The organism is Nocardia grenadensis NBRC 108939, from assembly GCF_001613445.1.
Taxonomy (GTDB): domain Bacteria; phylum Actinomycetota; class Actinomycetes; order Mycobacteriales; family Mycobacteriaceae; genus Nocardia; species Nocardia grenadensis.
In genome coordinates, this window is record NZ_BDCJ01000008.1 from 1 (window position 1) to 26,726 (window position 26,726).

The 26,726-nt window shown below is 67.4% G+C and carries 29 protein-coding genes; 13 read left to right on the forward strand and 16 right to left on the reverse strand.

Annotated features, from left to right (window positions below; all coding sequences use genetic code 11):
* Positions 1-94 precede the first annotated feature (94 nt).
* The 3 genes from trpS to NGR01S_RS09060 are packed head-to-tail and all read left to right on the forward strand — an operon-like array spanning position 95 to position 2,836.
* Positions 95-1,129 carry a tryptophan--tRNA ligase gene (gene trpS, locus NGR01S_RS09050; RefSeq protein ID WP_063035739.1) on the forward strand — a complete coding sequence of 345 codons (1,035 nt, stop codon included), beginning with the start codon at positions 95-97 and terminating at the stop codon, positions 1,127-1,129.
* A 43-nt stretch (positions 1,130-1,172) separates the two neighbouring features.
* Entirely contained in the window at positions 1,173-2,201 is a 1,029-nt protein-coding gene (gene yhjD / locus NGR01S_RS09055; protein WP_245664502.1) for an inner membrane protein YhjD, read from the forward strand.
* A 35-nt stretch (positions 2,202-2,236) separates the two neighbouring features.
* Complete coding sequence (locus tag NGR01S_RS09060; RefSeq protein ID WP_063035740.1) at positions 2,237-2,836, forward strand: MFS transporter; 600 nt, start codon at positions 2,237-2,239, stop codon at positions 2,834-2,836.
* A gap of 66 nt (positions 2,837-2,902) precedes the next feature.
* Here NGR01S_RS09060 and NGR01S_RS09065 read toward each other — a convergent pair whose 3' ends face one another.
* The 5 genes from NGR01S_RS09065 to NGR01S_RS09085 all read right to left on the reverse strand — a co-directional run bounded on the left by NGR01S_RS09065 (position 2,903) and on the right by NGR01S_RS09085 (position 8,594).
* Positions 2,903-4,204: a D-alanyl-D-alanine carboxypeptidase family protein gene (locus NGR01S_RS09065; protein WP_063035741.1), complete on the reverse strand. Its 1,302-nt coding sequence runs from the start codon at positions 4,202-4,204 to the stop codon at positions 2,903-2,905.
* Positions 4,205-4,291: 87 nt separating this feature from the next.
* The gene (locus tag NGR01S_RS09070) at positions 4,292-5,389 is read right to left on the reverse strand and encodes an adenosine deaminase (RefSeq protein ID WP_063035742.1); all 1,098 of its coding nucleotides are present in this window, start codon (positions 5,387-5,389) and stop codon (positions 4,292-4,294) included.
* Between the two features lie 95 nt (positions 5,390-5,484).
* Entirely contained in the window at positions 5,485-6,837 is a 1,353-nt protein-coding gene (locus NGR01S_RS09075; RefSeq protein WP_063035743.1) for a thymidine phosphorylase, read from the reverse strand.
* A 129-nt stretch (positions 6,838-6,966) separates the two neighbouring features.
* A complete protein-coding gene (locus tag NGR01S_RS09080) occupies positions 6,967-7,968 on the reverse strand; it encodes an LLM class flavin-dependent oxidoreductase (protein ID WP_063035744.1) in 1,002 nt (333 codons plus the stop codon).
* A gap of 215 nt (positions 7,969-8,183) precedes the next feature.
* Positions 8,184-8,594: a cytidine deaminase gene (locus NGR01S_RS09085; RefSeq protein ID WP_063035745.1), complete on the reverse strand. Its 411-nt coding sequence runs from the start codon at positions 8,592-8,594 to the stop codon at positions 8,184-8,186.
* A 180-nt stretch (positions 8,595-8,774) separates the two neighbouring features.
* On the opposite strand from NGR01S_RS09085, the gene NGR01S_RS09090 reads away from it, so the two are divergent.
* The 5 genes from NGR01S_RS09090 (at position 8,775) to NGR01S_RS09110 (ending at position 13,136) form a co-directional block, all read left to right on the forward strand.
* Entirely contained in the window at positions 8,775-9,035 is a 261-nt protein-coding gene (locus tag NGR01S_RS09090) for a GreA/GreB family elongation factor (RefSeq protein ID WP_063035746.1), read from the forward strand.
* A 648-nt stretch (positions 9,036-9,683) separates the two neighbouring features.
* On the forward strand, positions 9,684-10,082 hold the full coding sequence (sdhC, locus tag NGR01S_RS09095) for a succinate dehydrogenase, cytochrome b556 subunit (RefSeq protein ID WP_084480572.1): 399 nt from the start codon (positions 9,684-9,686) through the stop codon (positions 10,080-10,082).
* A gap of 3 nt (positions 10,083-10,085) precedes the next feature.
* Positions 10,086-10,517, forward strand: coding sequence for a succinate dehydrogenase hydrophobic membrane anchor subunit (locus NGR01S_RS09100; RefSeq protein WP_063035748.1), 432 nt, complete (start codon positions 10,086-10,088; stop codon positions 10,515-10,517).
* A gap of 16 nt (positions 10,518-10,533) precedes the next feature.
* Positions 10,534-12,363: a succinate dehydrogenase flavoprotein subunit gene (sdhA, locus tag NGR01S_RS09105; protein WP_084480575.1), complete on the forward strand. Its 1,830-nt coding sequence runs from the start codon at positions 10,534-10,536 to the stop codon at positions 12,361-12,363.
* A complete protein-coding gene (locus NGR01S_RS09110; protein WP_063035749.1) occupies positions 12,363-13,136 on the forward strand; it encodes a succinate dehydrogenase iron-sulfur subunit in 774 nt (257 codons plus the stop codon). The genes sdhA and NGR01S_RS09110 overlap by 1 nt, the downstream gene beginning before the upstream one ends.
* Positions 13,137-13,258: 122 nt before the next feature.
* On the opposite strand, the gene NGR01S_RS09115 is transcribed toward NGR01S_RS09110, so the two are convergent.
* The 5 genes from NGR01S_RS09115 to NGR01S_RS09135 all read right to left on the reverse strand — a co-directional run bounded on the left by NGR01S_RS09115 (position 13,259) and on the right by NGR01S_RS09135 (position 18,023).
* Positions 13,259-13,633: a HepT-like ribonuclease domain-containing protein gene (locus tag NGR01S_RS09115; RefSeq protein ID WP_063035750.1), complete on the reverse strand. Its 375-nt coding sequence runs from the start codon at positions 13,631-13,633 to the stop codon at positions 13,259-13,261.
* On the reverse strand, positions 13,630-14,160 hold the full coding sequence (locus NGR01S_RS09120; protein ID WP_084480577.1) for an XRE family transcriptional regulator: 531 nt from the start codon (positions 14,158-14,160) through the stop codon (positions 13,630-13,632). The genes NGR01S_RS09115 and NGR01S_RS09120 overlap by 4 nt, the downstream gene beginning before the upstream one ends.
* 260 nt (positions 14,161-14,420) lie before the next feature.
* Positions 14,421-15,719 carry a cytochrome P450 family protein gene (locus NGR01S_RS09125; RefSeq protein WP_063035751.1) on the reverse strand — a complete coding sequence of 433 codons (1,299 nt, stop codon included), beginning with the start codon at positions 15,717-15,719 and terminating at the stop codon, positions 14,421-14,423.
* 277 nt (positions 15,720-15,996) lie between these two features.
* The gene (locus NGR01S_RS09130) at positions 15,997-17,601 is read right to left on the reverse strand and encodes an FAD-dependent monooxygenase (protein ID WP_084480579.1); all 1,605 of its coding nucleotides are present in this window, start codon (positions 17,599-17,601) and stop codon (positions 15,997-15,999) included.
* A 134-nt stretch (positions 17,602-17,735) separates the two neighbouring features.
* Complete coding sequence (locus tag NGR01S_RS09135) at positions 17,736-18,023, reverse strand: hypothetical protein (RefSeq protein WP_063035753.1); 288 nt, start codon at positions 18,021-18,023, stop codon at positions 17,736-17,738.
* A gap of 519 nt (positions 18,024-18,542) precedes the next feature.
* Between NGR01S_RS09135 and NGR01S_RS09140 the strand changes: the two genes are divergently transcribed.
* Both NGR01S_RS09140 and NGR01S_RS09145 read left to right on the forward strand, forming a co-directional pair.
* Positions 18,543-19,424, forward strand: a complete 882-nt coding sequence (locus NGR01S_RS09140) for a helix-turn-helix domain-containing protein (protein WP_063035754.1) — start codon at positions 18,543-18,545, stop codon at positions 19,422-19,424.
* On the forward strand, positions 19,421-19,627 hold the full coding sequence (locus NGR01S_RS09145) for a DUF397 domain-containing protein (RefSeq protein WP_063035755.1): 207 nt from the start codon (positions 19,421-19,423) through the stop codon (positions 19,625-19,627). Before NGR01S_RS09140 ends, NGR01S_RS09145 begins: the two co-directional genes overlap by 4 nt.
* Positions 19,628-19,808: 181 nt before the next feature.
* Here NGR01S_RS09145 and NGR01S_RS09150 read toward each other — a convergent pair whose 3' ends face one another.
* A complete protein-coding gene (locus NGR01S_RS09150) occupies positions 19,809-20,258 on the reverse strand; it encodes an AAA family ATPase (RefSeq protein ID WP_218020750.1) in 450 nt (149 codons plus the stop codon).
* Positions 20,259-20,540: 282 nt separating this feature from the next.
* Between NGR01S_RS09150 and NGR01S_RS09155 the strand changes: the two genes are divergently transcribed.
* From NGR01S_RS09155 to NGR01S_RS09165, 3 genes are read left to right on the forward strand one after another with little or no spacing between them, the layout of a single operon-like run.
* Entirely contained in the window at positions 20,541-21,458 is a 918-nt protein-coding gene (locus tag NGR01S_RS09155; RefSeq protein WP_063035756.1) for a metal ABC transporter substrate-binding protein, read from the forward strand.
* Entirely contained in the window at positions 21,455-22,189 is a 735-nt protein-coding gene (locus tag NGR01S_RS09160) for a metal ABC transporter ATP-binding protein (RefSeq protein WP_063035757.1), read from the forward strand. Before NGR01S_RS09155 ends, NGR01S_RS09160 begins: the two co-directional genes overlap by 4 nt.
* 5 nt (positions 22,190-22,194) lie before the next feature.
* Positions 22,195-23,103 carry a metal ABC transporter permease gene (locus NGR01S_RS09165; RefSeq protein ID WP_063035758.1) on the forward strand — a complete coding sequence of 303 codons (909 nt, stop codon included), beginning with the start codon at positions 22,195-22,197 and terminating at the stop codon, positions 23,101-23,103.
* A gap of 292 nt (positions 23,104-23,395) precedes the next feature.
* Here the strand turns inward: NGR01S_RS09165 and NGR01S_RS09170 are convergent, their stop codons facing one another.
* The 5 genes from NGR01S_RS09170 to NGR01S_RS09190 all read right to left on the reverse strand — a co-directional run bounded on the left by NGR01S_RS09170 (position 23,396) and on the right by NGR01S_RS09190 (position 26,677).
* Positions 23,396-24,079, reverse strand: coding sequence for a JAB domain-containing protein (locus NGR01S_RS09170; RefSeq protein WP_084480583.1), 684 nt, complete (start codon positions 24,077-24,079; stop codon positions 23,396-23,398).
* Positions 24,080-24,170: 91 nt separating this feature from the next.
* The gene (locus NGR01S_RS09175; RefSeq protein WP_063035759.1) at positions 24,171-24,368 is read right to left on the reverse strand and encodes a type II toxin-antitoxin system VapB family antitoxin; all 198 of its coding nucleotides are present in this window, start codon (positions 24,366-24,368) and stop codon (positions 24,171-24,173) included.
* 175 nt (positions 24,369-24,543) lie between these two features.
* Positions 24,544-25,791 carry a SatS C-terminal domain-containing protein gene (locus NGR01S_RS09180; RefSeq protein WP_063035760.1) on the reverse strand — a complete coding sequence of 416 codons (1,248 nt, stop codon included), beginning with the start codon at positions 25,789-25,791 and terminating at the stop codon, positions 24,544-24,546.
* A 129-nt stretch (positions 25,792-25,920) separates the two neighbouring features.
* Entirely contained in the window at positions 25,921-26,268 is a 348-nt protein-coding gene (locus NGR01S_RS09185; protein ID WP_063035761.1) for a YbaB/EbfC family nucleoid-associated protein, read from the reverse strand.
* A gap of 58 nt (positions 26,269-26,326) precedes the next feature.
* On the reverse strand, positions 26,327-26,677 hold the full coding sequence (locus NGR01S_RS09190) for a hypothetical protein (RefSeq protein WP_063035762.1): 351 nt from the start codon (positions 26,675-26,677) through the stop codon (positions 26,327-26,329).
* Between the last annotated feature and the right edge of the window lie 49 nt (positions 26,678-26,726).

A 26,726-nucleotide genomic window follows, 5' to 3' on the forward strand; every position in this document is an offset into this window, starting at 1 on the left:
TAGCGCAGCGTAACCATGGAGGGCTCTCGCTCGTGCTCGATGGATACTGCGGGCGGAGCGAAATTCGGCACGAGCCGCATGCGAAGATCGGGGCATGTCCAGTCCTGCGCAGACCCCGGCCACCGGGGAACGTAAACAGCGGGTGCTTTCCGGTATCCAGCCGACCAGTGCCTCGTTCCACCTCGGGAACTATCTCGGTGCTCTGCAGTACTGGGTGAACATGCAGGACGAATACGACACGCTGTACTTCATCCCGAATATGCACGCGATCACGGTGGCGCAGGATCCCAAGGAACTGCGCCGCCGCACCCGGGTCGCCGCGGCGCAGTTGCTGGCGCTGGGTATCGACCCCGAGCGCTCGACCCTGTTCGTGCAGTCCCAGGTGCCCGAGCACGCCGAACTGACCTGGGTGCTGAACTGCATCACCGGGTTCGGCGAGGCGAGCCGGATGACCCAGTTCAAGGACAAATCGGTGAAACAGGGGGCGGAGAACACCACTGTCGGCCTGTTCACCTATCCGGTGCTCATGGCGGCCGATATCCTGCTCTACCGGGCCAATCAGGTGCCGGTGGGGGAGGATCAGCGCCAGCATCTCGAGCTCACCCGTAACCTCGCCCAGCGGTTCAACACCCGGTTCAAGAAGACCTTCGTGGTCCCGGAAGCTCATATCGTCAAGGGCACCGCGAAGATCTACGACCTGCAGGATCCCACCGCGAAGATGAGCAAATCCGCGAGTTCGGACGCGGGGCTGATCAACCTTCTCGACGACCCCGGGGTGACGGCGAAGAAGGTGCGCTCGGCGGTTACCGATACCGAGCGTGAGATCCGCTACGACGTCGAGCACAAGCCGGGGGTCAGCAATCTGCTGGTGATCCTGTCGGCGCTGACCGAGACACCGATCGTGACGCTGGAGAAGGGGTATGCCGGTCGCGGGTACGGCGACCTGAAAGTCGACGTTGCCGACGCACTGGTCGAATTTGTCACGCCGCTGCGTGCGAAAGTGGAAGAGTACATGGCGGATCAGGGTGAACTCGATCGCATACTCGCCACGGGAGCCGAGCGTGCGCGCGAGATCGCCGGCAACACTCTCGCACAGGTTTACGACCGGGTCGGCTTCCTGACCCACTGATACCGGTCCGCGGCCGTGCGTGTGGCGATGAGGGGCGCGAACAGTGCAGGTGATCGACAACGGCAAGGCCGCAGTCCAGCGCATGATCGGACAGCGGCCGTGGCTCGACCACCTGGTGCGCGCGGCCGGTAGATATCAGAGCCAGCGCGGCGACTACTACGCGGCCGGGATCACCTATTTCACTGTGCTCTCGCTGTTCCCGCTGCTGATGATCGCCTTCGCCATCGCGGGTTTCGTGCTCGCGGGCAATGCCGACCTGCTGAGCCAACTGCAGGAGAAGGTTGTCGAGAACATCCCGGGTGAGATGGGCGATCAGCTCAACGACTTGATCGACCAGGCGGTGAATTCGCGCGGGACGGTCGGTGTGCTCGGCCTGCTCACCGGGCTGTACTCGGGTCTCGGCTGGATGGCGAACCTGCGCAAAGCGCTCACCGAACAGTGGGAGCAGCCCTCGGACGGGGACAACTGGCTGCGCACCAAATTCTCGGACCTGGGTGCGCTGCTGGGGCTTTTTCTCGCCCTGGTGGTGTCGCTCGGGTTGTCGGCGGTGGCGTCGAGCCGGCTCGGCGTGCAGTTGCTCGAACTGGTGGGGCTCGACGAGATGCCCGGGGTGCGCTTGCTGCTGTGGCTGCTGTCCACGGTGCTCGCCATGGTGGCCTCATGGGCGCTGTTCGCCTGGATCATCGCCCGGCTGCCCCGCGAACCGGTCACCCTGCGCAGCGCCCTGAAGGCCGCGGCGCTGGCGGCAGTGGGCTTCGAGATCTTCAAGAACATCGCCGGGATCTATATGAGGTCGGTGCTGAACAGCCCGGCCGGTGCCGCCTTCGGTTCGATCATCGGCATCATGGTGTTCAGTTATGTGGTCTATCGGATCATTCTGTTCGCCACGGCCTGGGCGGCGACCGCGCGGGAGAACGAGCAATCGGCCTCGGTTCCGGTCCCCGCCCCGGCGCTGATCCGGCCGCGAATGGACAGCGGCCGGCCGGGGATGGTCGGTGGTGCCGCGCTGTTCGGCGCGGGTGCGCTCGCCACACTGGGAATCACCCGGCTGCGCCGCCGCCGGCGCGGCTGAGCGGCGCCAGTAGCGGCGTCACGGTGGCTCCGATCATGGTTTCGGCGGTGGGCGAACACAACTTCTCGATGCTGTTCTTCCTGTCCGCGCTCGGGTCGGCGGGCACCGGCGCGTTCCTGTTCTCCGAACGCGCCAGACTCCGCGGTGCCGAGGCGCTGGCGGTGGCGCGGGAACGGAACGCGCCCGACCTCATCTCCGATTCCGCCGCGGCGGTGTCGTACGACCCGTCCCGCGTTTCGGGCCTGTGGGCGGTGATCGTGGTATTCGGCACGGCCATGGCGGTCTACGCGCAGAGTATGAGTGGGCTTCCCCTGTCGGTCGAGAAGGTATCCGACGGCGGCCGGCTCTACAGTGTCCTGCTCGTCATCAATTCGCTTTTCATCATCTTCTTCGAGCTGCCGATCAGTACGCTGACGGCCCGGCTGAAGTGGAATTACGCGCTGGGGTCGGGGATCTTCGTCACCGGGCCCGGGCCCGGGCTCGCGGTCTGCGGCGCCGGCTCGAGCTGGACCGTGCGCATTATCGGATTCGTCCTCTTCTCGCTCGGCGAGGCCATATTCATCCCGCAGGCCGAACTGGATTTCCGGTGCACCGAAGTGCGCAAGCGGGCCGGCGATTTCTTCACTGCGGACTGAGTTCGGGCCGGCCGGGGGACGGTGAGGGACCCCCGGCCGGCCGGTGTTATTCGTAGAAGACTCGGGTCAACGCTGACGGGTGCGTACATGCCAGGTGCCGAGGAGCAGGATCGGCACCAGGATCAGCCCTCCGACCATGAGCAGCATCCACAGTTCGTCGAAGTCACCGCCGCCCGGGCCCTGCGCCGAATACGCCACCGAGTCCTCCGCCGGCGGTACCGCGAGCCCCGGTGCGGCGACCACCGATTCGTCATCGTCACCGGGGATATCGCCGACCTGCGCGCCCGGGCCGAGCGCGAAGCCGTAGTCGAGCAACCGGGCCGCCTGCTCCCACGGGCGGATCGGCAGCACATCGGCCTGGAGCAGGGTGACCGCCAGCCTGCGGCCGTCGCGTTCGGCGGCGGCGACGAAGGTCTGGCGGGCGTCGTCGGTGTAACCGGTCTTTCCGCCCAGTGCCCCCGGATAGTTGTAGAGCAGTCCGTTGTCGTTCGCGATCGGGAAGCCGGGATGGTCCTGGTCGTCGGGGATGCGCGGGTCCGGTGGGTAGCCGGGAAAGTCGAACTGTTCGGTGCCGATCATCTCCGCGAACAGCGGGATCTGCATGGCTTCCCGGAACAGCAGCGACAGATCGTAGGCGGAGGTGCTCATGCCGGGCCCGTCCAGACCGGAGGGTGTGGCCGCGCGGGTGTCGTAGGCGTGCAGTGATTCGGCGAGGTCGTTCATCTTCACCACCGCCACCTCGTCGCCGCCCAGTTGAGCGGCCAGCGCGTGCGCGGCGTCGTTACCCGACGCCATCACCAGGGCGTGCAGCAACTGCCGGTTGCTGTAGCGGCCGCCGGGACCGACCCCGACCCTGGTGCCCTCGACATCGGCGTCGGCCTGGGTGCCCACGACGACCTTGTCGAGGTCCAGGGTGCGCAGCGCGACGATGGACAGCAGTACCTTGATGGTGCTGGCCGGGCGGTACCGGCCGTGTGGGTCCTTGGTGGCCAGGACGGCGCCGGTGTCCAGGTCGGAGACCATCCAGGCGGTCGCGGAGATATCGGCGGGCAGCGCCGGCGCGCCGGTGGGCAGAACCACGCCGCATTCGCCGAGTCGTTTCCCGCCGATCGGGGAGTCCGGGACCGACAGTGGTGTCGGCGCCGGTTTGCCGGGTTCCGGAACTTCCGAGGAGTCGATCGCCGGTGGTGGTTGTGTCTTCTGCGGGCACGTATCGGTGACCGGGGTGGTGAAGGGAGTAGTGGTGGGTGGCGCGGGCTGCGCTGCCGCGCTCCCGCAGACGGTGAGCGGTCCGGCCGCGAGAACCGCGGCGGTGAGCACCGAACCCAGGAGGCGGGTGGTGCGCTGGTGTAGCAACCTGTTGTACATATCGACGCCGAGCCTAGAATCCCGGCGCGCGAGACGTGCGGCACGGGCTCCCACCGCTGGTTTCCGGACCGACCGGTATTCGCCGGTTCAGCCCAGCAGTACCGCGTATCCCGGTTTGATGATGTCGTCGATGATCCGCAGCCGCTCCGGGAACGGGATGAACGCCGATTTCATCGCGTTGATGGTGAACCGTTCCAGATCGCTCCAGCCGTAGCCGAAGGTCTGGTGCAGTTTGAGCATCTCCCGGCTCATGCTGGTGTCGCTCATCAGTCGGTTGTCGGTGTTCACCGTGACCCGGAAGCGCAGCCGAGCGAGCAGGTCGAACGGGTGTTTGTCCAGTGAGGGCACCGCGCCGGTCTGCACGTTCGACGAGGGGCACAGTTCGAGCGGTACACGGGTGTCACGCACATAGGCCGCCAGCCGGCCGAGCCGGGCGTCCCCGACCGCACCCGGCACCTCGATATCGTCGACGATCCGGACACCGTGCCCGAGCCGGTCGCAGCCACAGAACGCCAGCGCCTCGTGAATGGACGGCAGACCGAAGGCCTCACCGGCGTGGATGGTGAAATGCGCGTTGTTGACCCGCATGTACTCGAAGGCGTCCAGATGTCGGGTGGGCGGGTATCCGGCCTCCGCGCCCGCGATATCGAAACCGCACACACCCCGGTCACGGAAGCGGATCGCCAGTTCCGCGATCTCCCGGGACCGCGCCGCGTGCCGCATGGCGGTCAGCAGACAGCGCACCACGATGGGCTGTCCGGCCGCGGCGGCGGCCGCCTCGCCCGCGGCGAACCCGGCCAATACGTGTTCGACCACCTCGTCGAGGGTGAGATCCTTTTCGAGGTGTTGTTCGGGCGCGAACCGCACCTCGGCATAGACGACCCCGTCCGCGGCCAGATCCTCGGCGCATTCGCGGGCCACCCGGTGCAATCCCCGCGGGGTCTGCATGACCGCGACCGTATGGGTGAAGGTCTCCAGATAGCGTTCCAGCGAGCCGCTGTCGGCCGCGTCCCGGAACCAGCGCGCCAGGGCTTCGGCATCGGTCGCGGGAAGCCGGTCGTATCCGCAGTCCGCGGCCAGTTCGAGCACGGTGGCGGGTCGTAGACCGCCGTCGAGATGATCGTGCAGCAGCGCCTTCGGTGCCCGGCGCAGTGTGGCGAGATCCAGCGGCAGAGGTCCGGTCATATGCCGACGGTATCGCCGAATGTCGCGGCGGTCAGCCGGACGGCCCGAAACGTTCCACCTCTTCGGCGGGCGCTCACCTCGAATTCCCTTCGTGGTCAGCGGCCGGATGCGGATGGTTGTGCGCGGCACCCGGGCCGGACCGGGCGGGGCGCGTCGCCGGCGACCCGGTCGAGGACGAGCGGGCCGAGGGCGGGCCGGTCGGTGGGTCCGGTCTCGACGGTGATCGCCTCGGCCAAGGCCTCGAATGCGCGCGGGAACGCTTCCGGGGTGTCGGTGTGCAGGGTGAGCAGCGGTTGTCCGGCGGTGACCCGATCGCCGGGGCCCGCATGCCACCGCACACCCGCGGCGGCCTGGACCGGGTCGCCCTGCCGGGCGCGGCCGGCGCCCAGTCGCCAGGTGGCGATACCGACCCCACGCGCATCGAGGTGGGTCAGGGTTCCCGAGGCCGGGGCGGACAGCGTTTCGGTGTGCGCGGCCTTCGGTAGTGGGGCGGCCGGGTCGCCACCCTGGGCACGGATCATCGCGGTCCAGTGGTCCATGGCGCGTCCGTCGACGAGTGCGTCGGCGGGATCGGTGTCCAGACCCGCCAGCACGACCATCTCGCGCGCCAGCGCCACCGTCAATTCGACGATATCGGCCGGTCCGCCACCCGCGAGGACTTCGACGGCCTCGGTGACCTCGAGCGCGTTGCCCGCGGTGCGGCCCAGCGGGGTGTCCATGGCGGTGAGCAGGGCCACGGTCCGCACGCCCGCGTCGGCGCCGAGTTCGACCATGGCGGTGGCCAGCGCATGGGCCTCGTCTCGGGTGCGCATGAACGCCCCGGACCCGACCTTCACATCCAGCACCAGGGCGGCGGTGCCCTCGGCGATCTTCTTGCTCATGATCGAACTGGCGATCAGCGGAATGGATTCGACCGTGCCGGTGGTGTCGCGCAGGGCGTAGAGGCGTTTGTCGGCGGGCGCGAGATCGGCGCCGGCCGCACAGACCACGCAGCCCGCGGCCGGGTCGGTGAGGATCTCGCGCATCCGGGCCGGGTCGATATCGGCCCGCCAGCCCGGGATCGATTCCAGTTTGTCCAGCGTGCCGCCGGTGTATCCCAGTCCACGGCCGGACAGCTGCGGTACCGCCGCGCCACAGGCGGCGACCAGCGGAGCCAGCGGCAGGGTGATCTTGTCACCCACGCCGCCGGTGGAATGCTTGTCGACCGTCGGCCGCGGGAGATCGGTGAAATCCAGTCGCCGGCCCGATCGCAGCATCGCCTCGGTCCAGCGCGCGGTCTCGCGCCGGTTCATCCCGCGCAGCACGATCGCCATGGCCAGCGCCGCCATCTGCTCGTCGGCCATCTCGCCGCGGGTGAAGGCGGCTATGGCCCAGTCGATCTGCGCGTCGGACAGTTCGCCGCCGTCGCGTTTGGCCCCGATGATCGATACCGCGTCGTGTGCCGTCACGCCACCAGTCTGGCACCGCCGCGGCGCTGGTGCCGGGTGCGCCGAGCCGGGCCCGCTGTGGTCCGCGGGCCTCGCCTACCCGACCGAGGTGCACCTCACGGCGGACCGGCCGCCCGGTGGGGCCGGGCATTAATCCTGGAGCGCCCGCAGGGTCTCGAGGCGGTGCTGCACCGTGGGCCCCGTGGGGGTCACGATGATCTCGTCCGCTCCGGTGTCCTTCACCAGCGTGTCGAGCCGGTCGAGGACCTGCTCGCGGGTGCCGATCGCCTGGTCGGCGTTGCGGTCGTCGACGAAGGCGTTCTCCGCATCCGACCAGGGATACTCCTCCGCCTCGGCCAGGGTCGGTATCCGCTGCGGCAGCTGACCGGTGCGCATCCGCAGCTGGACCAGGCTCTGCGGCAGGGTACGGCGGCGGGCCTCCGCGGCGGAGTCGGCGACCACGGTCGCCACGGCGAGCATCGAATGCGGTTCGCTGAGCACCTCGGAGGGTCGGAACTCGCTGCGGTACAGCTCGAACACCAGCGGGGTGTTGCGGCCCCCCGCGAAGTGATGGGCGAACGCGAACGGCAGGCCCATCATCGCCGCCAGACGGGCACTGAAATCACTGGAACCCAGCAGCCATATCTCGGGGACGTCGCCCTTACCGGGCACCGCCTGGATACGATCGCCCTGCCCGCCGCGCAACGGCGGAATCGTTCCGAAGTAGGCGAGCAGTTCCACCACCTGTTTCGGGAAGTCCTCCACCGCCTCGGCCGCCGCGCCGCGCCGGATGGTGGCCGAGATGAGCGGATCGGTACCGGCGGCCCGGCCCAGCCCCAGGTCGATGCGGTCACCGTAGAGCGCCACCAGGGTGCCGAACTGTTCGGCGACCACCAGCGAGGAATGGTTGGGCAGCATCACCCCGCCGGAACCCACCCGGATCCGCTCGGTCGCCGCGGCCACCCCGGCGATCAGCACCGGCGGCGCCGAGCTCGCGATACCCGGCATGCCGTGGTGCTCGGCCACCCAGAACCGGCGGTACCCCAATCGCTCGGCCTCGCGGGCGACGGTCAGGGTGTCGGCGAGCGCCTGCCGATGTGATCCATCGGCGGCGACGGCGGCCAGGTCGAGCACGGAGAGGGGAACTGTCATACCCGGACCAACCCGTTCGGGCCCGCCGGGATTCCACGGCCGTCCGGTACCGGCAGGGCGGCCGCGCGCTTCGTCGGCTACCGATCACCTCGCACGGCGACGGCCGCACCGGTGGCGCACGTCTGCCTGCCGACGGACACGCCCGGCCACCACCGGATCGGTCGTACGCCGGCCGAAGTGTGGGCCGGTATCGGCGCGCTCCCGGCCCGGCGGCGTCAACTCGATGCGGGGGGTGTCCGGCCGGCGGCGAGGTCGTCGGGGCCGAAGGCGTCCGCCAGCAGCCGGCCGAGGGGCACCGGCCCGTCGAGGTGGTCGACGAGCAGTTCCTTCCCGCCGAATTCGTGGAGCACCTGGCGGCAGCGGCCACAGGGCAGCAGGATCGCGCCCCGCGAATCGCAGACCGAGACAGCGAGCAACCGGCCGCCGCCCGCGGTTATGTTGTTGCCGGCCAGCACGCATTCCGCGCAGAGCCCCAGCCCGTAGGACACGTTCTCGACATTGCACCCGACCGAGATCGTGTTGCCGTCCCAACCGGCCGCGCCGACCGGAAAACGGGAGTAGGGGGCATAGGCGCGTCGCATGGCGGTGTGCGCGCTGGTGCGAAGAAGATTCCAGTCGATATCCATAGCTGCTCCCGCGTCCGTGGGCGACCCATCCGGGTCCCGGCCCAGCCTGCCGCATCACCGTGTCCGGCGCGCGCCTGCGCGCACGAGCTGTTCCGGGGGAATGTGAAACACGTCGTTGCGCTCGGAGATATGTAGAGTGCCCGGCCGCTCGGTCCGGCACCCCTCACCAGGAAGGTGCGAATGACGCTTCCGAAGTTCCTCATCGTCATGGTGTATTCGAAGTTGCTGCTGTCCAGGCTCGACGCCTTCGACCAGGTCGAGGTGCGGATGGAGTACCAGATCGTGCCCGATCACGAGGCCGATCCGGCCGTCGGCAAGTACCCGCAGAGCGCACTGGCGAGTCAGGCACTACTGGGCCGGGTGCCCGGCGATATCGTCGAGACCGTTTTCAACTACGAGGCCGTGCGGCTACGGGTCGATTCGATCCACGAGGGCGACTGACCCCGGCGTGGTTCCACCGGCGGCCCGCTCCGGGGCGCGGCGGCCGGTGGGCGGGCCCGGCTCCTCCGCGCGCGCGGGCGGGCCGGCCGGCGCGCGGTCTGCGCAATTCCGGGGAATCCTGGGAAGTCTTTCCCGTCGCGGCGATCCGTCCGCTACTCTTGAGTAACTTCGTCTCTGGTAATGAGACATTTTGCACATTGCCGCTGCGCGCAATGGCAAGGTCGGCATTGTGCGCCGGGGTGCGTGCCGAAAAACGCGCGGTGCGCGCGTGCGCTGCGGACCGGATGTGGAATCCGTTGCGCACCTTGGTTTTACGGAACAATTCGACGTCGCGGGAAGGTTCTGGAAGTAGGCGATCGAGGGCGCGACGAAGCCGCCGCGGAACCTCTTCACTGCCCTACGAAGGTAAACCTAACCTGTGTGATCTGGGCGAAACGCGCGGCACGCCGAATTAGTTCCCCGATTGTCAGAGGATTAGAGTCCAGAACAGATCGGTTCAGGTTCGGCGGCGGCGAGCCCTATCGACAGCGGCCCCGGAGTCGGTCCCTGTCGGCCGCGGGTTGGTACGCCACCGAATATCCGGCCCGCCACACCGGTGCCGGGATCTGCGACCGGGTCCATCAACGATGTTGGAGGCACCGAAACTCTATGGCCACGATAGAAGCTCCGGCTCAGCCGAAGCGCAAAACGCTGTACCGAGGCGACCCCGGAATGTGGTCCTGGGCCCTGCACCGGATCACCGGTGTCACGGTTTTCTTCTTCCTTTTCGTGCACGTCCTGGACACCGCGCTCGTACGGGTCAGCCCGCAGATGTACGACGAAGCGATCGAGATCTACAAGACGCCGATCGTCGCGCTCATGGAGATGGGACTCGTTTTCTGTGTGCTGTTCCACGCGCTCAACGGTGTGCGGGTGATCCTGGTGGACTTCTGGTCCCAGGGACCGCGCTACCAGAAGCAGATGCTCTGGGGCATCATCGGGCTCCTGGTGGTGCTCCTGGTGCCCGCGATCGGTCGCATGTTCTTCCTACTGTTGACGGAGCACTGAGCCATGTCTGCACCTGTTCTCGGTAAGTCCTACGACCGTCCGGCGAGCCTGGACCTGCCCCGTTCGCCGCGTTCGCACGCCAGCGGGAACTTCGAGAAGTACGCGTGGCTGTTCATGCGCTTCTCCGGCGTCGCGCTGATCCTGCTGGTCCTCGGCCATATGGCCATCATGCTGCTGCTCGACGGCGGCGTGAAACGACTGAACTTCGCCTTCGTCGCCGGCCGGTGGGCCAGCCCGTTCTGGCAGATCTGGGATCTGGCCATGCTGTGGCTGGCGCAGCTGCACGGCGGTAACGGTCTGCGCACCGTGATCGCCGACTACTCGCGCAAGGATTCGACCCGGTTCTGGCTGAACACGCTGCTGGTGCTGTCGATGATCCTGATCATGGGCGTGGGCACCTACGTCATCTTCACCTTCGACCCCAATATCAGTTAGGAACGGGCCACCTCGCATGAGTGAGCGCAGCGAACGAACCGACGCCGCAGGTGAGAGCAGCGAACGAACCAGCGGACCCGTTGAAGCCCGACCTGTTCAGGAGCACCGCTACGACGTCGTGATCGTCGGTGCCGGTGGCGCGGGCATGCGGGCGGCCATCGAGGCCGGCCCGCGGGCGCGGACCGCGGTGCTGACCAAGTTGTACCCCACCCGCAGCCATACCGGCGCGGCCCAGGGCGGTATGTGCGCGGCCCTGGCCAACGTCGAAGAGGACAACTGGGAGTGGCATACCTTCGACACGGTCAAGGGTGGCGACTACCTGGTCGACCAGGACGCGGCGGAGATCATGGCCAAGGAGGCCATCGACGCGGTGCTGGACCTGGAGAAGATGGGTCTGCCGTTCAACCGCACGCCCGAGGGCAAGATCGACCAGCGCCGCTTCGGCGGGCACACCCGTGACCACGGCAAGGCCCCGGTCCGGCGCGCCTGCTACGCCGCCGACCGGACCGGTCACATGATCCTGCAGACGCTGTACCAGAACTGCGTCAAGCACGACGTCGAGTTCTACAACGAGTTCTACGTGCTGGACCTGGTGCTGACCGATACCGATCGCGGCCAGGTCGCGACCGGGGTGGTCGCCTACGAGCTCGCCACCGGTGAACTGCACGTCTTCCACGCGAAGTCGATCGTCTTCGCCACCGGCGGTTCGGGCCGGATGTACAAGACCACCTCCAACGCGCACACGCTGACCGGTGACGGTATGGCGATCGTGTTCCGCAAGGGGCTGCCGCTCGAGGATATGGAATTCCACCAGTTCCATCCCACGGGCTTGGCCGGGCTGGGCATCCTCATCTCCGAGGCGGTCCGCGGTGAGGGCGGCATCCTGCGCAACGCCGACGGTGAGCGGTTCATGGAGCGCTACGCGCCCACCATCAAGGATCTCGCGCCGCGCGATATCGTCGCCCGCTCGATGGTGCTCGAGGTGCTCGAGGGTCGCGGCGCCGGACCGAACAAGGATTACGTCTACATCGACGTGACCCACCTCGGTGAGGACGTGCTCGAGGAGAAGTTGCCCGATATCACCGAGTTCGCCCGCACCTACCTCGGTGTGGACCCGGTGAAGGAACTGGTACCGGTCTTCCCCACCTGCCACTACGTGATGGGCGGTATCCCCACCCGCATCCAGGGCGAGGTGCTGAAGAACAACACCGATATCGTGCCCGGCCTGTACGCCGCCGGCGAATGCGCCTGCGTCTCGGTGCACGGCGCGAACCGGCTCGGCACCAACTCGCTGCTCGATATCAATGTGTTCGGCCGCCGCGCCGGTATCGCCGCCGCGGAGTACGCGCACCGTGCCGAGTTCGTCGATATGCCGGAGAACCCGGCGCAGATGGTGCAGGACTGGCTGGCGCTGATCCTGTCCGACCACGGCAACGAGCGGGTCGCCGATATCCGCACCGAACTGCAGCGGTCGATGGACAACAATGCCTCGGTGTTCCGCACCGAAGACACGCTCAAACAGGCCCTCACCGATATCCACGCGCTCAAGGAGCGCTACGCCCGGATCACGGTCCAGGACAAGGGCAAACGCTACAACAGCGATCTGCTCGAGGCCGTCGAACTCGGCTTCCTGCTGGAGTTGGCCGAAGTCACGGTGGTCGGGGCGCTCAACCGCAAGGAGTCGCGTGGCGGGCACGCGCGCGAGGATTACCCGGACCGCGACGACGTGAACTTCATGCGGCACACGATGGCTTACAAGGAGGGTGCGGATCTCCTCTCCGATATCCGCCTCGACTTCAAGCCGGTGGTGCAGACCCGTTACGAGCCGATGGAGCGTAAGTACTGATGACCGCTGTAGCCGAGAATCCGACGGCCGCGAACCCGGCGCCGGTCCCCGAGGGTTCGACCATGATCACCGTCAAGGTGGCGCGGTTCAACCCGGAGGACGGTCAGGGCCAGCGCTGGGAGTCGTTCCAGGTACCCGCGCTGCCGACGGACCGCTTCCTCAACCTCCTCATCTACATCAAGTCCTACCTGGACGGCACCCTCACCTTCCGGCGCTCCTGTGCCCACGGCGTGTGCGGGTCCGACGCCATGCGGATCAACGGGGTGAACCGGCTGGCCTGCAAGGTCCTGATGAAGGACATGCTGCCGAAGAGTGGTAAGCCGGTCACCATCAGCGTGGAACCCATCCGCGGGCTGCCGGTCGAGAAGGACCTGGTCGTGGACATGGAACCGTTCTTCGACGCGTTCCGGGCGGTGAAGCCGTACCTCATCACCTCCGGTAACGAGCCGACCTTCGAGCGGATCCAGAGCCAGGCCGACCGCGCCCGGTTCGACGACACCACCAAGTGCATCCTGTGTGCCTGCTGCACCACGTCCTGCCCGGTGTACTGGCACGACGGCAGCTACTTCGGCCCGGCCGCGATCGTGAACGCGCACCGCTTCATCTTCGACAGCCGTGACGAGGCCGCCCGGGAGCGCCTGGACATCCTCAACGAGGTCGACGGTGTGTGGCGCTGCCGCACCACCTTCAACTGCACGGATGCCTGCCCGCGTGGTATCGAGGTCACCAAGGCCATCCAGGAGGTCAAGCGGGCGTTGCTGTTCGCCCGCTGAGCTATTCGGAATACCGAGGGTTGTTCTCCTTATATCGGGGGAGCAGCCCTCGGTTTCGGTCCGGTCACCGGTGTCGTGGCCGAGGCCGATTGAGCAGAAACAACCTGAGGCGAGGAGTCGGGTCAACTCACTGGACCGACCTCGTCATCCAATCTGCGTCGCGCACCCTCGATCTCGGAAGCAAGCTGCCGATATAGCTCCGGCGCATGTGTTTCCACTACCGACCAGACGATCTCATCGTCGATCAACCAGTAGTCGTGTGCGATTCGATTGCGCATCCCTTTGATCAGCCGCATTGGGACCCTCGGGTGAGTTGACAGCCAATCGTCTCCCAGCCGCTCGAGACCGGCAGCCAAGCGGATCACGCTGAACTGACAAGCTCGGGCCACAGCGACGTCGGAGTCGTAAGCATCTCGCCCCCTGGCGCATAGATCAGCTATTTCGATGAGCGTCGCACCCAAATAGAGTAGCCGCTCGTCCACGCGCCGTTCGGTCATGCGGCGAAGGCCAGCGGGAGATTATCGCGGTCGATTCCGCGATGTAGTAGCCGATTCCCGTCCACTTCGGTGGTTGTCACCACATCAACTCGGCAACCGAGAACTTCGGCGATGTCTTCGTCCAATTCGAAGATATCGACGACCGAGGCGCTGGGGTCGAGCTCGACCAGCAGGTCCAGGTCGGACCCCGGACGATCCTCCCCGCGCGCGACCGAACCGAATACCCAAGCTCGAACGACCGGATACCGGTCCAACACCCGCACGAATTCCGCCCGGTACTGTTCCAGTAGCTCACTTGGGCGCACGGTGTTCACGAGTCCCGTATCCAGCTGGAATCCGGCAGCCCCGAGAATCTGTTCCAGCATCGCCACGGAGGGCTGTCTGCGACCGGACTCGATGTTGGCGATGCTCGATTGAGCGACCTTTGCGCGCTGTGCGAGTTCACGCTGGGAAAGTCCTCGACGGGTGCGTGCGTCGAGGACGAGTTTCGCCGCGGTTGTCAGCGGCACCTTGCGCGATGCGACCACGCACCGATGATAGCGAATCCGCTATCAACAGCACAACCGTCCCAACTATCCTGATACCTCCGCACCGCCCGAGCGTGGGTTTGTGTGGGCGGTGCGGGCCTCGAGGGCGTGGTCCATGGAATCGACGGCCGGGTCGGATGAGCAGTCGCCGCGGTGGTCAAGTCGAGGTCGGGGGTGGGGCGGTTCGGCATGCGGGCCGGCCTGACGGAGCTGTGACTCGTAGAGCGCGAGGGCTTGATGTACGGCCAGCGAGTACCGGATCATCCGCGGTCACCGGCGTCGTGGCGGAGGCCGGTCGGTGGGGTGGGCCGGAAGGTGACGGGTAGGGCGGTGAGCGCCCGGTGGAACGGTCCGGGCCGCCACGCCAACTCCGTGGGCGCGACCGCGAGCTCCATATCCGGGACCGCGTCCAGGAGCTGATCGACAGCGTCTTGCACGATCAGGTACGCGAGCGTGCGGGCGGGGCAGGCGTGTGGTCCCGCGCTCCAGGCGAGGTGTGCCCGATTACCGGTGGGGTCGCCGCCGGTCAGAGCAGGGTCGGTGTTGGCGGCGGCGAGGCTGATCACCACGGGTTGCTGCGCCGGCAGCCAGGTATCACCGATCAGCAGCGGGGTGCGGGGGTAGGTGGTGCAGAAATTTGCGATGGGTGGGTCGTGGAACAGCACCTCGTCGAGGGCGTCGCGGGTGGACAGGCTGCCACCGAGGAGACTGCCACCGAAGCGGGGGTCGGTGAGCATCAACAGGATGGTGTTGGTGATCAGGTTGGGCTGGGCTACGCCGCCCGCGCCGTAGAAGCTCATCAACTGTGCCAGTACTTCTTCGTCATCCAGGTGGTGGGGATGGGTGAGTAGGCGGGTGGTGGCGTCGTCACCGGGGCACCGGTGTTTGAGCGCGATCAGCTCGGCGAGTGCGGTGTGCAGGAGGTTCATGCCGTCGGCGGCCCGGACGGTGTCGAAGCGGGCGGCCGTGCCCGTGACGATTCGTTGCCCGATATCGGATGGGCAGCCGATGATCCGGTTGAGGACGGTGATGACGAGGGGCCGGGCGTAGTCGGTGACCAGTTCCGCGGATCCGGACGTAGCGAACGCGTCGATCAACGGGGTTGCCACGTGTTCCACCGTCGCGTGCATGGCGTGTCCGTCGATGGCGTCGATAGCGGCCGTGGACGCCTGCCGGTAGCGGGTGTGCGCGACCCCGGTGTTGTACCGGGCCGCGGGCTGCCAGCGCATCATCGGCAGCACCGGGCAGCCGGCTGGGACGGTGTGCTGCCAGGTGCGGGGGTCGGTGGGGAAATGGTCGGGGTCGTGCAGGATGCGGTGTGCGGTGTGGTAGCCGAGGACGAGGGTGGCCGGTACGCCCCGCGCGAGTTCGACGGGTGCGAGATCACCGAACTGTTTCCGCATTGTGCGGTAGGCGCCGTGGGGGTCGGCGGCGAATTCCGGGGTGTAGAGGGGTACCCGCGGACCGGTCTCGGCGGGGATGCCGTGTGTGACCGGGCAGCTGGTCGACGATCCGGTGCGGGGAAGCGAGACCGACGGTGGCGGAGGGAACGAGGGCATGGGAGTTTCCTTCCGGAGGACAGGGGCTACCGGGGTGGTGGTCCGGCAGCACGGGTTCGGCGCGGACCGGCCCGTGAACCGGACACCGACCTCGACAGGACAAGGCAGGCGGGTGCGGCACGTGCGGGAGTGACAGGTGGGAGCGGCAGGCGGGGGAGTGGCCAGTGGGAGCGGCAGGCGGGGATGCGGCAGGCGAGCGAAGTGGCGGTTCGAGGGCAGGCGCCGGAGGAGTGCCACGGCGAGGCAGGTTCTGCGGTGGCAGGTTCCGGGATGCGGATCAGGCGAAGGTCGCGCGTAGGGCGGCGTGCAGGCTGCGGTGCTCGGTTGTCCGGCAGGCCAGATAGCCGTCGGGCCGGATCAGGCACAGCGCGTCGGTGTCGGGCGCGCCGTAGAGTTCGTGGATCCGGCGGCTGTCGGCGGTGATCGCCTCGGCCGGGGCAGGCAGGTGGTGGCCGGGTGGAGTGATCACCACCGGTTGCACCCGGCGGCCGAATTGCGGATACAACCGGTGGACCAGCGCCGCGGTGTGTGCGGCCGCGTTCGGGTCGCGGTGGGTGATCAGCAGGGTATGCCCGGGATGCCGCAGCTTCTCGTACAGGCGCAGCCGCGGGGTGATCTCCACATCCGGCGCGCGGTCCCCGGCTCCGAGACCGTCCAATCGCGTGTGCCCGGATGATGCGTGTGCGGCTGCGACCGCCGGATACCGGTAGGCGAGGCCGGAGATCCGGGCGACCGCACGGTCGGTGAACCCGGGTTCGCGGGCCATGGCGAGACGTTCGGCGAGGGGCATCCCGTGGTTCATCAACACCGAATGCAATTCGTGGGTGCCCGCGTTCACCTGTTCGGCGATCGGGCGCCGCTCCGCTTCATACGAATCCAGCAGCGCGGCCGGGGAGTCGCCGTGGACCACCGCCGCGAGTTTCCACCCCAGATTGAAGGCATCCTGCATCGAGGTGTTCATCCCCTGCCCACCGGCCGGGGAGCGTTCGTGCCCGGCGTCCCCGCAGATCAGGACGCGGCCGTTTCGGTACCGGGACGTCAGCCGCCGCCGGGTCCGGAACACCGACGACCATTGCGGGGTGCCCAATCGCATTGCGCCACCGAAGTGTTCGTCGATAGCGGCCTGGAAGGCGGGCACCGACATATCGGCCTCCCGCGCGTCACCGGTCTCGCTGATCAACACTCGCCACACACCGCCCGGTAGTGCGGTCGTGAGCAGCATCCGATCACGGGTGATGTGGTAATCGATGCCCCCGGCCGCCAACGGCCGGTCCGGGCGGGCCCGGAGTGGGACATCCATCATCCGCATCGTGGTGCCGGCGTACTCGACCCGATCGGCCGGCGCACCGAGCGTGGCTGCGACGGTGCTGTGCACCCCGTCGCAGCCGATCAACCAGTGTGGTCGCACTGTTTCCAGGCGCCCGGACCGCGAATCCCGCACCGTCGCGGTGACCGCACCGCCGGGGCCGATATCGACGGCGACGAGCTCACGCTGCCAGTCGACGAGCCCGCCCAGCCCGGTGAACCGGCGCCGCAGGATCTCCTCGGTGTCCTGCTGGCTCAATGCCCGGTAGTACGGGTAGCGGCTGTCGAGACCGGTGAAATCCAGGCGCACCTTCTCCGCGGCACCCTGGAAGTGGTAGTCCATCCACTCACCCCGCAGGCCGCGGTCCTGGAACTCCTCGACCACCCCGGCCAATTCGAGGAGCTCCAGCGTGCGGGCGTGCACGGTGAACGACCGCGAGGTGGTGACCGGGCCGTCCAGCTTGTCGATGACACGGGCATCCACACCCCGGCGCAATAGTTCGATACCGAGGGTGAGCCCGGACGGACCGGCACCGACCACGAGAACGCGACGATCGGAGACATGGGAAGAAGACATGACGGAACACACTCCAGACAATCGAGATCGAGAAGTGGACTCGCGTACCCGCGGATTCGCGGGATAGGAACAGGGAAGTCCCCGGTAGCAGCCATCCGGTCGGCGCGGTATCGATTACCGCGACGAGGGATGGGTCAGGACCCGAATTCGAGCACCGCCGAGGCGGTGATCAGGTCCGCGATCCGGGTCACCGCCCGCCACGGCTGCGACCGGGCCGCGTCGGTGCCGAGATCCGGAACCAGGACGACGTCGGCGTCGTGTTCGATCGCATGGCGGGCGGCGATCACCGGCGCGTGCGCCGACCCTGCCCCGATGTACGCCGTGAACACGACACGGAGGGCGTGGATATCGCATAACCGGTCGATATCGCCGCTATCGCTGCCGTGGGCGCGCACGGCCACCGCGCGCCGCGGGGTACTCACGTGCGGACCCGCACGATATGGTCGCCGGCCGAAGTCCCAGGGCGATGGCCCGCGTGTACGCCGCGAACCGGACGGTGCCCGCGAGATATTCGTGCCGCGCCGGCACAAATACCCCACGGTATTCGTACCGCGCCGGTACGCGCCGGCCGACGGGCCGGCTTACTGGGTGGACCTGCTCCGTTGATCGTCATGGTTATGGCTCCCGGTCGACGGGTGTGGGTGGTGGGCCCGGCGGCCGGAGGCGACGTGCGGAATTACTGCCACTTGATTGCCTGAGAATTCGCGGTAATGTCTCGAACCAGTCGCACCGGAGATGGGGATCTTTTGGGCGGCTTGCTGATTCGATAAATTCCTGGCTGCCGAGTGAATCCAGCACACCACCGGACACGAGGCCAGCACAAGCGCAGCGCGCAATTGCTTCCCAGTATGTCCAAAAGGCCAGAGCGGTTGTCATAGGCTGCGTACAAGGGTTGCAGCGTGCAAACGGCCATCGCTCGAAATGCAAAGCGAGGAACCCCTGTGCCAGAAGACAGCTCGACCACCCTGCCCCGCCGCCAGCTCGGGCGCTACCTCCGGGAAGCCCGCGAAGCGGTGAATATGAACCTCGACGATGTGGCCCCGCTGATCCAGCTCTCGGTGAGCACGCTCTCGCGGATCGAGCGGGGACTCGCCGGTATCCGGGTGCCGTATGTGGAGGCGCTCTGCCGGATCTACGGTATCGACGACGCCGGAGTCATTGCCGCCTTGACCAGCCTGGCGAGGCAGGCGGCAGTCAAGAATTGGTGGCAGGAGTTCGACGATGTCATGTTTCGCGGCTTCAACGTGTACGTCGGACTCGAATCCTCGGCCAAGCAGCTGACCATCTTCCGGCCGGATATGCTGTCCGGCCTGTTTCAAACCCCCGACTATGCTCGCGCGATCGAACGCGCGCACTTGCCGGACGAAACCGAGGAGGTGCGAGAAAGGCGCATCGAACTCAGGAGGAAGCGTCAGGCGCTCATCACCCGTAAGACTCAGCCTGCTGGAGTGGAACTGGTGATCCACGAATCGGTCCTGCGAACAGTGGTCGGTGACGCCAAGGTGATGCGCGCGCAGTTGAATCACTTGGCGAACATGCCCGTCAACGTGACGGTATCCGTGCTCCCCTTTGCAGTGGGGTTTCCCACCGGCATTCCGACCGGACCGTTCACGATCCTGGAATTCGGTCGGAACGCCAAGGGACGTGAGAACTCGCCAACAGTCGTCTATATCGAATCCTACGCAGGTGATATGTACCTAGAGCGCGCCAAGGATGTGAGCCGGTATCGTCAGGCGTACGAGGCCATCCGGCAATCGTCGCTTGATGTTGCAGCCAGCAAACGCCTGATAAGGCAGATAGCAGCCAGGGAGTACCGAGCATGACCGCAGACCTGTCCACGGCCCGGTGGTTCAAATCGAGTCGCAGCGGCGGCGGCAAGGACTGCGTGGAGGCCGCCTTCCTCGACGGTGGCATGGTCGGTGTCCGCGATTCGAAGAACCCGGCCGGCCCCGCCCTCGTCTTCACCCCCGCCGAATGGGACGCCTTCACCGCAACCCTGCGAACCGGCGAACTCGACCGCCCATAGGACGCGCTGTACCGGCGGCCCTGCATCTTGTCCTGCGAGGCCGCCGCACCACGCCGGATACATGCGGTGGCTGCCACACCACCCTTCGGGCGAACCGATGCCGGCCCGAGTGGTCGCAGCGGTCAAGGCCATCCGGGAGTCGAGCGCGAGGCTGTCCTCGTCGACAACCGTGCGGTACCGATCAGCGGCGTCTCGCACGGGCGAGTCTCCCCAGGTCGCTTTCGATTTGGTCGAAGAAGCCGCTGGGCCAATGGTCCAGCTCGCCCTTGTCGTTGATCTGGATCGGCGCGACGCCGTCCCGATCGAAATAGTGCACCACCATATCGCCGGCCTGTAGCGACTCGGCTTCTGCTACGGCCAGACGTGCTCCGTTCAGCACATGGTCGCTGTGTGTCTCGATTACTACCTGTACCCCGCTGCCCGCCACCCTTGACAAGAACTGGCCGAGGCGCGACTGACCCGCCGGGTGCGGATGGGCTTCGGGATTCTCGAGCAGCAGCATATCCCCGGGCTGTGTCAGCAGACCAGCCACGATCACCGGAAGTGCGTAGGAGACACCGAAACCCGTGTTGATCGGTCGAATTTCCGCCCCGTAGCTGCCGGTTTCCTGGAATCTGATAGTGCTGGCCATGATTCCGGCGGCCCACTGTGCGGTGATACGAATCGGCCGGATGATCTCCGAGGCCCACGCCTCGGCCTGGAGCCTCGGCAGTGGACTTCCGGCACAGCGGGTGATCAATAACTCAGAGCGCTGCCCGGGTTGTGCGGCGCGGTCGGATCAGTGCTGGTAGGAATGTTTTGCGCCGCTGCCCGTGGCCGTTACGGGTGCCCCCTGAACCTTCTTTTCGTAAGCGAAGTTGTAAATTAGGGTTACCGAACTTATCATCAGAGCGCGGAAGGCGGGTGGTTCGGTATGCAGGTGTTTCCCCGGATCGCCGCCGTGCTCGCGGCCTGCGGCCTCACCGTCGTGCTCGCCGCCTGCGATACCTTCCATCTGCCGCGTACCGGTGAACCGGTCGTCGCCACCACCTTCAGCGTGCTGGCCGATATCGCGTCGAATATCGCGGGCGAGCACCTCGAGGTGCAGTCGCTCACCAAGCCCGGTGCCGAGATCCACAGCTACGAGCCCACTCCGGGCGATATCAAACGCGCCGCCAAAGCGGATCTGATCCTCGACAACGGCATGAACCTGGAAGCCTGGTTCGGTCGGTTCGTCGCCGACCTGGACGCCGAGCACATCACCGTGAGCGAAGGGGTCGCGTCGGTCCCGATAACCTCCGACGCCTACGCCGGGAAGCCCAATCCGCACGCCTGGATGTCACCGCTCAACGTGCGCGTCTATGTGGACAATATGGTCGCGGCCTTTTCTCGCCTCGTGCCCGAACACGCGGCGGACTTCCACGCCAACGGCGAGGCCTACAAGCAGCGGTTGCAGCAGGTCCACGACGAACTCGTCACCGACCTCGCGAACCTGCCCCGCCGCCGGCGCGCGCTGGTGACCTGCGAGGGTGCCTTCTCCTACCTGGCCCGTGACGCGGGCCTGTCGGAGTACTATCTCTGGCCGGTCAATGCCGAGCAGCAGGCCACCCCGCAGCAGATCACCCGGGTCATCGAATATGTCCGAGACCATGAGGTCCCGGCGGTGTTCTGCGAATCCACCGTTTCCGACGCCCCGATGCGCCGGGTCGTCGAGGCCACCGGGACGAGATTCGGCGGGGTGCTCTACGTGGATTCGCTGTCGGCGGCCGACGGTCCGGTGCCGACCTATCTCGACCTGATCCGGCACGACGCCGAAACCATAGCCGCAGCACTCACCGGGAGCAGGCCATGACAGTCCCCGCCATCGACGTCGACGGCGTCACCGTCTACTACCGAGAGGTCCAGGCACTCGACCAGGTCCGGCTGACGGTGGACGCCGGCCGCGTCTGCGCGCTCATCGGGATGAACGGGTCCGGGAAATCGACCCTGTTCAAAACCCTCATGGGAATGATCACTCCCGACCGCGGCACCGTCCGGATCGGCGGGGCCGCACCGGTCGCGGCCAGGCGGGCCGGGCTCCTCGGTTATGTCCCACAGAACGAGGCCGTGGACTGGTCGTTCCCGCTGTCGGTGCGCGATGTGGTGACCACCGGCCGCTACGGCCGGATGGGGTTCACCCGTCGGGCGAGCCGGGCCGACCGGGCGGCCGTGGACGAGGCGCTGGAACGGGTCGAACTGACCGAGCTGGCCGACCGCCAGATCGGTCGGCTCTCGGGTGGCCAGCGCAAACGCGCGTTCGTGGCCCGCGGTATCGCGCAGGGCGCCCGGATCCTATTGCTCGACGAACCGTTCGCCGGGGTGGACAAACGCTCCGAGGCGACGATCACCGGGCTACTCCGCGAACTCGCGGCCGACGGGGCCACCGTCTTGATCTCCACCCACGACCTGCACGCCCTACCCGGCCTGGCCGACGAGGCCGTACTGCTGATGCGACGGGTGCTCGTCCACGGCGCCCCGGAGGAGGCGCTGCGGCCGGAGAACCTCGCCCTCGCCTTCGGTCTCGACGTCATCGGACAGCGGTGAACGGGATGGACCTGATCGAATTCCTGCTCGAGCCGATGCGCTACGCGTTCATGGTGCGCGCGCTCACCGCCGGCCTAGTCGCGGCCGTCGTCTGTGGACTGCTGTCCTGCTGGCTGGTCCTGGTGGGCTGGTCACTGATGGGAGACGCGGTTTCGCACGCGGTGCTGCCGGGCGTGGTACTGGCCTATATCGCGGGGGCGCCGTTCGCCGTCGGGGCGGTGATCTTCGGATTCCTGGCGGTCGGGTTGATCGGCGTGGTCCGCGACACCAGCCGCGTCAAGGAGGACGCCGCCATCGGCATCGTGTTCACCACGCTGTTCTCCTTCGGCCTGGTACTCGTCTCGGTGACGCCCAGCAATACCGACCTCAACCACATCATCTTCGGCAATCTGCTGGGCGTGAGCCAGGGGGAACTGGCCCAGATCGCGGGGCTGGCCGCGCTGGTCTTCGTCGTGCTCGTGCTCAAACGCCGCGATTTCACGCTGTACGCGTTCGACCCCACCCACGCCTACGCCCTCGGCCTGAACCCGCGCGTCCTGGGCGCGGCACTGCTTGGCCTGCTCGCGCTGACCTCGGTGGTGGCTCTGCAGGCGGTCGGGGTGATCCTGGTGGTGGCCATGCTGATCATTCCCGGTGCCTCCGCCTACCTGCTCACCGATCGGTTCGGGCGGATGCTGGTGATCGCCCCGGCGCTCGCCGCGGTCTGCGCGGTCACCGGCCTGTACGTGAGCTACTACGCCGATACCGCACCCGGAGCCACCATTGTGCTGGCCCAGGGCATCGTCTTCACCGCGGTGTATCTGTTCGCGCCCCGGCAGGGCTTGATCGGCTCGCGGCTGGCGGCCGGTCGCCGCCGGGACCGCGAGGAGCCCGGAGCGCCGGCGGCTGCCGTGGCCGTCGAACCGCCCACCTGACCGGCCGTGGTTCACACACGGGTGTCCGTAGCCGTGGCCCGGTGACCAGGTCCGCGGATCCCCGGCAGGCGCGTCCCGGCCCGGGTGGAGACAACCGAGGCCGGGTGTGCCCACGCTGTGGGGCGTCGTCGGCGGAATCGGCCGTCGCGGTGTACGGGCGGTCGTAGCGGCTCGTGTGACCCGACGACGCTCTACGGCAGGGGGAGCGCGGAGAAGCCGGCGCCGGGCGAGAGCCGATCGATTCGACACGGTCGGGATCCTCGTGCGTTACCGATCGGGCCGTGGGGCGGCTTCACGGGAAGGCATCCTCGAACGGGGCCGCCCGCCGCCAGCTGTCACCCGCGATCACCACATGGTCCAGGAACCGCAGGCCGACCGTTTGTGCCGCCGCGGCGAGCAGCGTACTGGCCCGGCGATCATCCGGGCTGGGAGTCGGGTCGCCGGAGGGATGGTTGTGCGCCAGTGCGAAGGCGCGACCGTCGTGGCGCAGGACCGTGTTCAGGATCTCGCGCACCGGTACCGCGACCTCGTCGATGGCGCCCTCGGCGACGAAGATCCGCTGCCGTGGCCGGTTGCGCGCATCGCAGATCAGCACCAGCAGTCGCTCCACCCGGGCCCCGGCGAACAGCGGGGCGGCCTCCTGGGCCACATCGTCGGGGCGCAGCAGCGGTGCCGGGGCCTGCGTGCTGCTGCGGGCCCGGGCGGCGAGCTGGAACGCGGCGGCGATGGCCGTGGCCTTGGCCACTCCCACGCCGGGCCGGCGCAGCAGTTCCTCGGGCCGGGCCGAGGCCAGCCCACCGACTCCGCCGAACTCGGTGAGCAGGGCGAGGGCGAGCTCGACCGCGCTCTCGCCCCGGCGGCCCTGGCCGAGCAGCAGGGCGAGCAGTTCACCGTCGTTCAACGCCTGGGGACCGAGTGCGCACAGGCGTTCCCGCGGCCGCTGTGTCCTGGGCAGATCGGTGATCGGTACCGGCATGATTCCCCCTCCAGATTCCGGGGTCATCATGCCAGCGGGTACCGACAGTTCCGGAGGGCCCGGCCGGGCCCGGGGCGGAGGCCCGGCCGGATCAGCCGTCGACCACCGCGGGCTGCGGGGAACGGTTCAGCGCCGACGCCGCCAGCCGCTCGAAATGCCGTAGCTGCCGCTCGTGCACCACGATCCGGCGCAGTGCCTCGTGAATGGTCGCCTTGTTCGACGCCGTGCCCATGATGGCCCCGGCGGCCGCCAGCAGATCCTGGTCCAGCTCGATCCGCACTGTCGGCATGCGTCCTCCTTAGTACATCCGCCCTGATGCGGCGGCGTGGCGTCGGCATCCGGGCAATGACCACGCAAACAAACGCCGCTGGCCAGTCAGTTTGCCCAGTCGCCGCCGGTTTATCGACCGAATGTCACGCCGTGTGTCCACATCGAGACCTACGGGCCCGGCCGCCGCGGGCAGGTCAGCGTGGCGACAGGCGTGACTCGAAATTGCGTTCGAGTTCGCGCCAGGCACGCGCTTCCGCGTCGAACGGCGGGTTGGGCGCCATCCGGGTCGGGTCCGGGTGCAGCAGGTAGGACACATACCAGCCGAGCGGGGTCGATTTGGCCAGCGCCTGTTCCACCGCGTCGTCGTCGGCGTAGTCGGCGGCATCGGAGAACAACTCCAGGACCAGGTCGAGCTGCTCGGTATCGACCGCTTCCGGCCCCTCGGCCAGGTCATCGGCCAGGCCGGGAAGCACGTAGACGTTCTCCTCGGTGACCTCCACCTCGAGCGATCCGTCGATGGCTGCGGTCTGCACCTCGGCGAAGGTACTGATGCGTACCAGATCGTGTTCGTGGTCGTCGGCGAGATACCGTGCGAGTGCACGCTCACTGGCGAACACCGAGATGGCGTTCTTGGCGCCGAGGAAAATCGGTTCGTCGTCGAGATAGCAACGCAGGGTGAAGTATTCGGTATCGGCCGTCACGATCTTGACCGGGTCGATCCCGACTTCTTCCCAGAAGGTGAGCTCCGCGTCGTCGTCGTCTTCGTCGTCCAGGTCGACCGGCTCGAAATCGCTGTCGTCGTCGGTGTCGGCCGCGTCGTCGGCATCGACCACGTTCTCCTCGGCGGCCAGCAGCTCGGCCTCGGCCAGGGCGACCGCCTCGGCGTCGACCTCGGGTACCCGCACCACCGAGTCGATGGCGTCGAGCACGTCGTCCCAGCTCTTGGCCACCGCGGCGCCGATCTGGTCCCACAGTTCCTCGCCGTCGCGACCCACGAACATATTGGTGCCGCCGGCCAGGGCACCCAGCGACGGGTGCGAACCGAAGAATTTGGTGACCGTTTCGAGCTCGCAGACCTCGCCGATATTGCGCACCATGGCCAAGGTGTCCTCCAACTCGGCGACGGTGTCCACATCCGGGTCACCGGCGGCCAGTTCCGGTACACCGACCAGATCGAAGGAGTAGTTGTCGCCGGGCTCGAGTTCGGCGGCCGATAGGCCCGCGACCACCTTCCACGCCGGGTGATCGATCAGGTCGTTGTCGGAGTCGGTCCGGATGAAGGCCGCTAGTTCGGCCACGGACTCGAAGCCGTAGAGGGCGTCCTCATGTCCTAGGAACGCCTCCCACTCGTCGTCACCGTCACGCCAGCGCGGTGCCCACAGGGTGACAAGATCGCCGTCGGTCAGACCGAGCTCGATCGGGACGATGTCTCCAGAAGCCATACGCGGAAGCCTAATAGGTCCGGCGGAGCGGAGCCCACCCCTGGCCTATGCACAGTTGCGGCGGGCGGGGGAGTCTCCGGAGCCAGACGGTCCGCACGGTATCGGCAGGCGGGCGGGCGGGCTGCCCGATCAGATGCCGTCCGGCCCGGTTCCGGTCGGGTCGACCACTCCCGGGGGCGCCGGTGCGAACGACTCGTTCAGCGCGGTAACGACCTCCGAACGCTGCCCACCGGCATCCTCGGCGGCCTGCCGGCAGGCCCAGATGATGAGCTGGGCGGCTTCGGCGGGCGGTAGCGCGGTCACTGCCTCGGTGAGCTGCAAACTCACCAGGGCGCCGTCGCTGTCGACCTCGGCGGTCACCATCCCGTCCTCGGTGCCGAACCGGCCGCGGACCTGTTTGAGTCCGTACAGCGCCGCTTCCAGTGCTTCCAGCTTCCGCGTGGCACCGGCGACCAGGGCGTCCATCTCCGCGCTCATACATCTCTCCTGGGTCCGAGCGGGCATCCGCTGTGGTGGTGGCGCACGTGCGGGCCGCTCATACCGGCCTCATCCAGCTGGTCGGGCCGGTATCGGCATCGTCCATCCGGTCCAGTTCGTCGACCGCCTGCTGGCGGGTGGGCAGACCGAGCTGATCCAGGATGTCGGCCGGCATTCCGTTCTCCGCCAGCAGTTCCCGGCGCTTGGCCTTGGCCGCGATGGTGGAGCGGCGGGTCAGCCGCAGGATTTCGTCGGCGAGAGCCTGGGCGCCGTAACGGTATTCGCTGCGCTCGAATTTGATCTCCACCGGCATCCCCTGGTCGGTGGCGCGTACCGACAGCGTGCCGGCCCGATTCCGGCTGACCGCCATCGTGACATTCGGTACCTCGGGAAGCTGTTGCTCACTCATAATTCTGTCCAGTCGTCATGATCGGATGTCCGTCCCCAGCGGGTGCCGG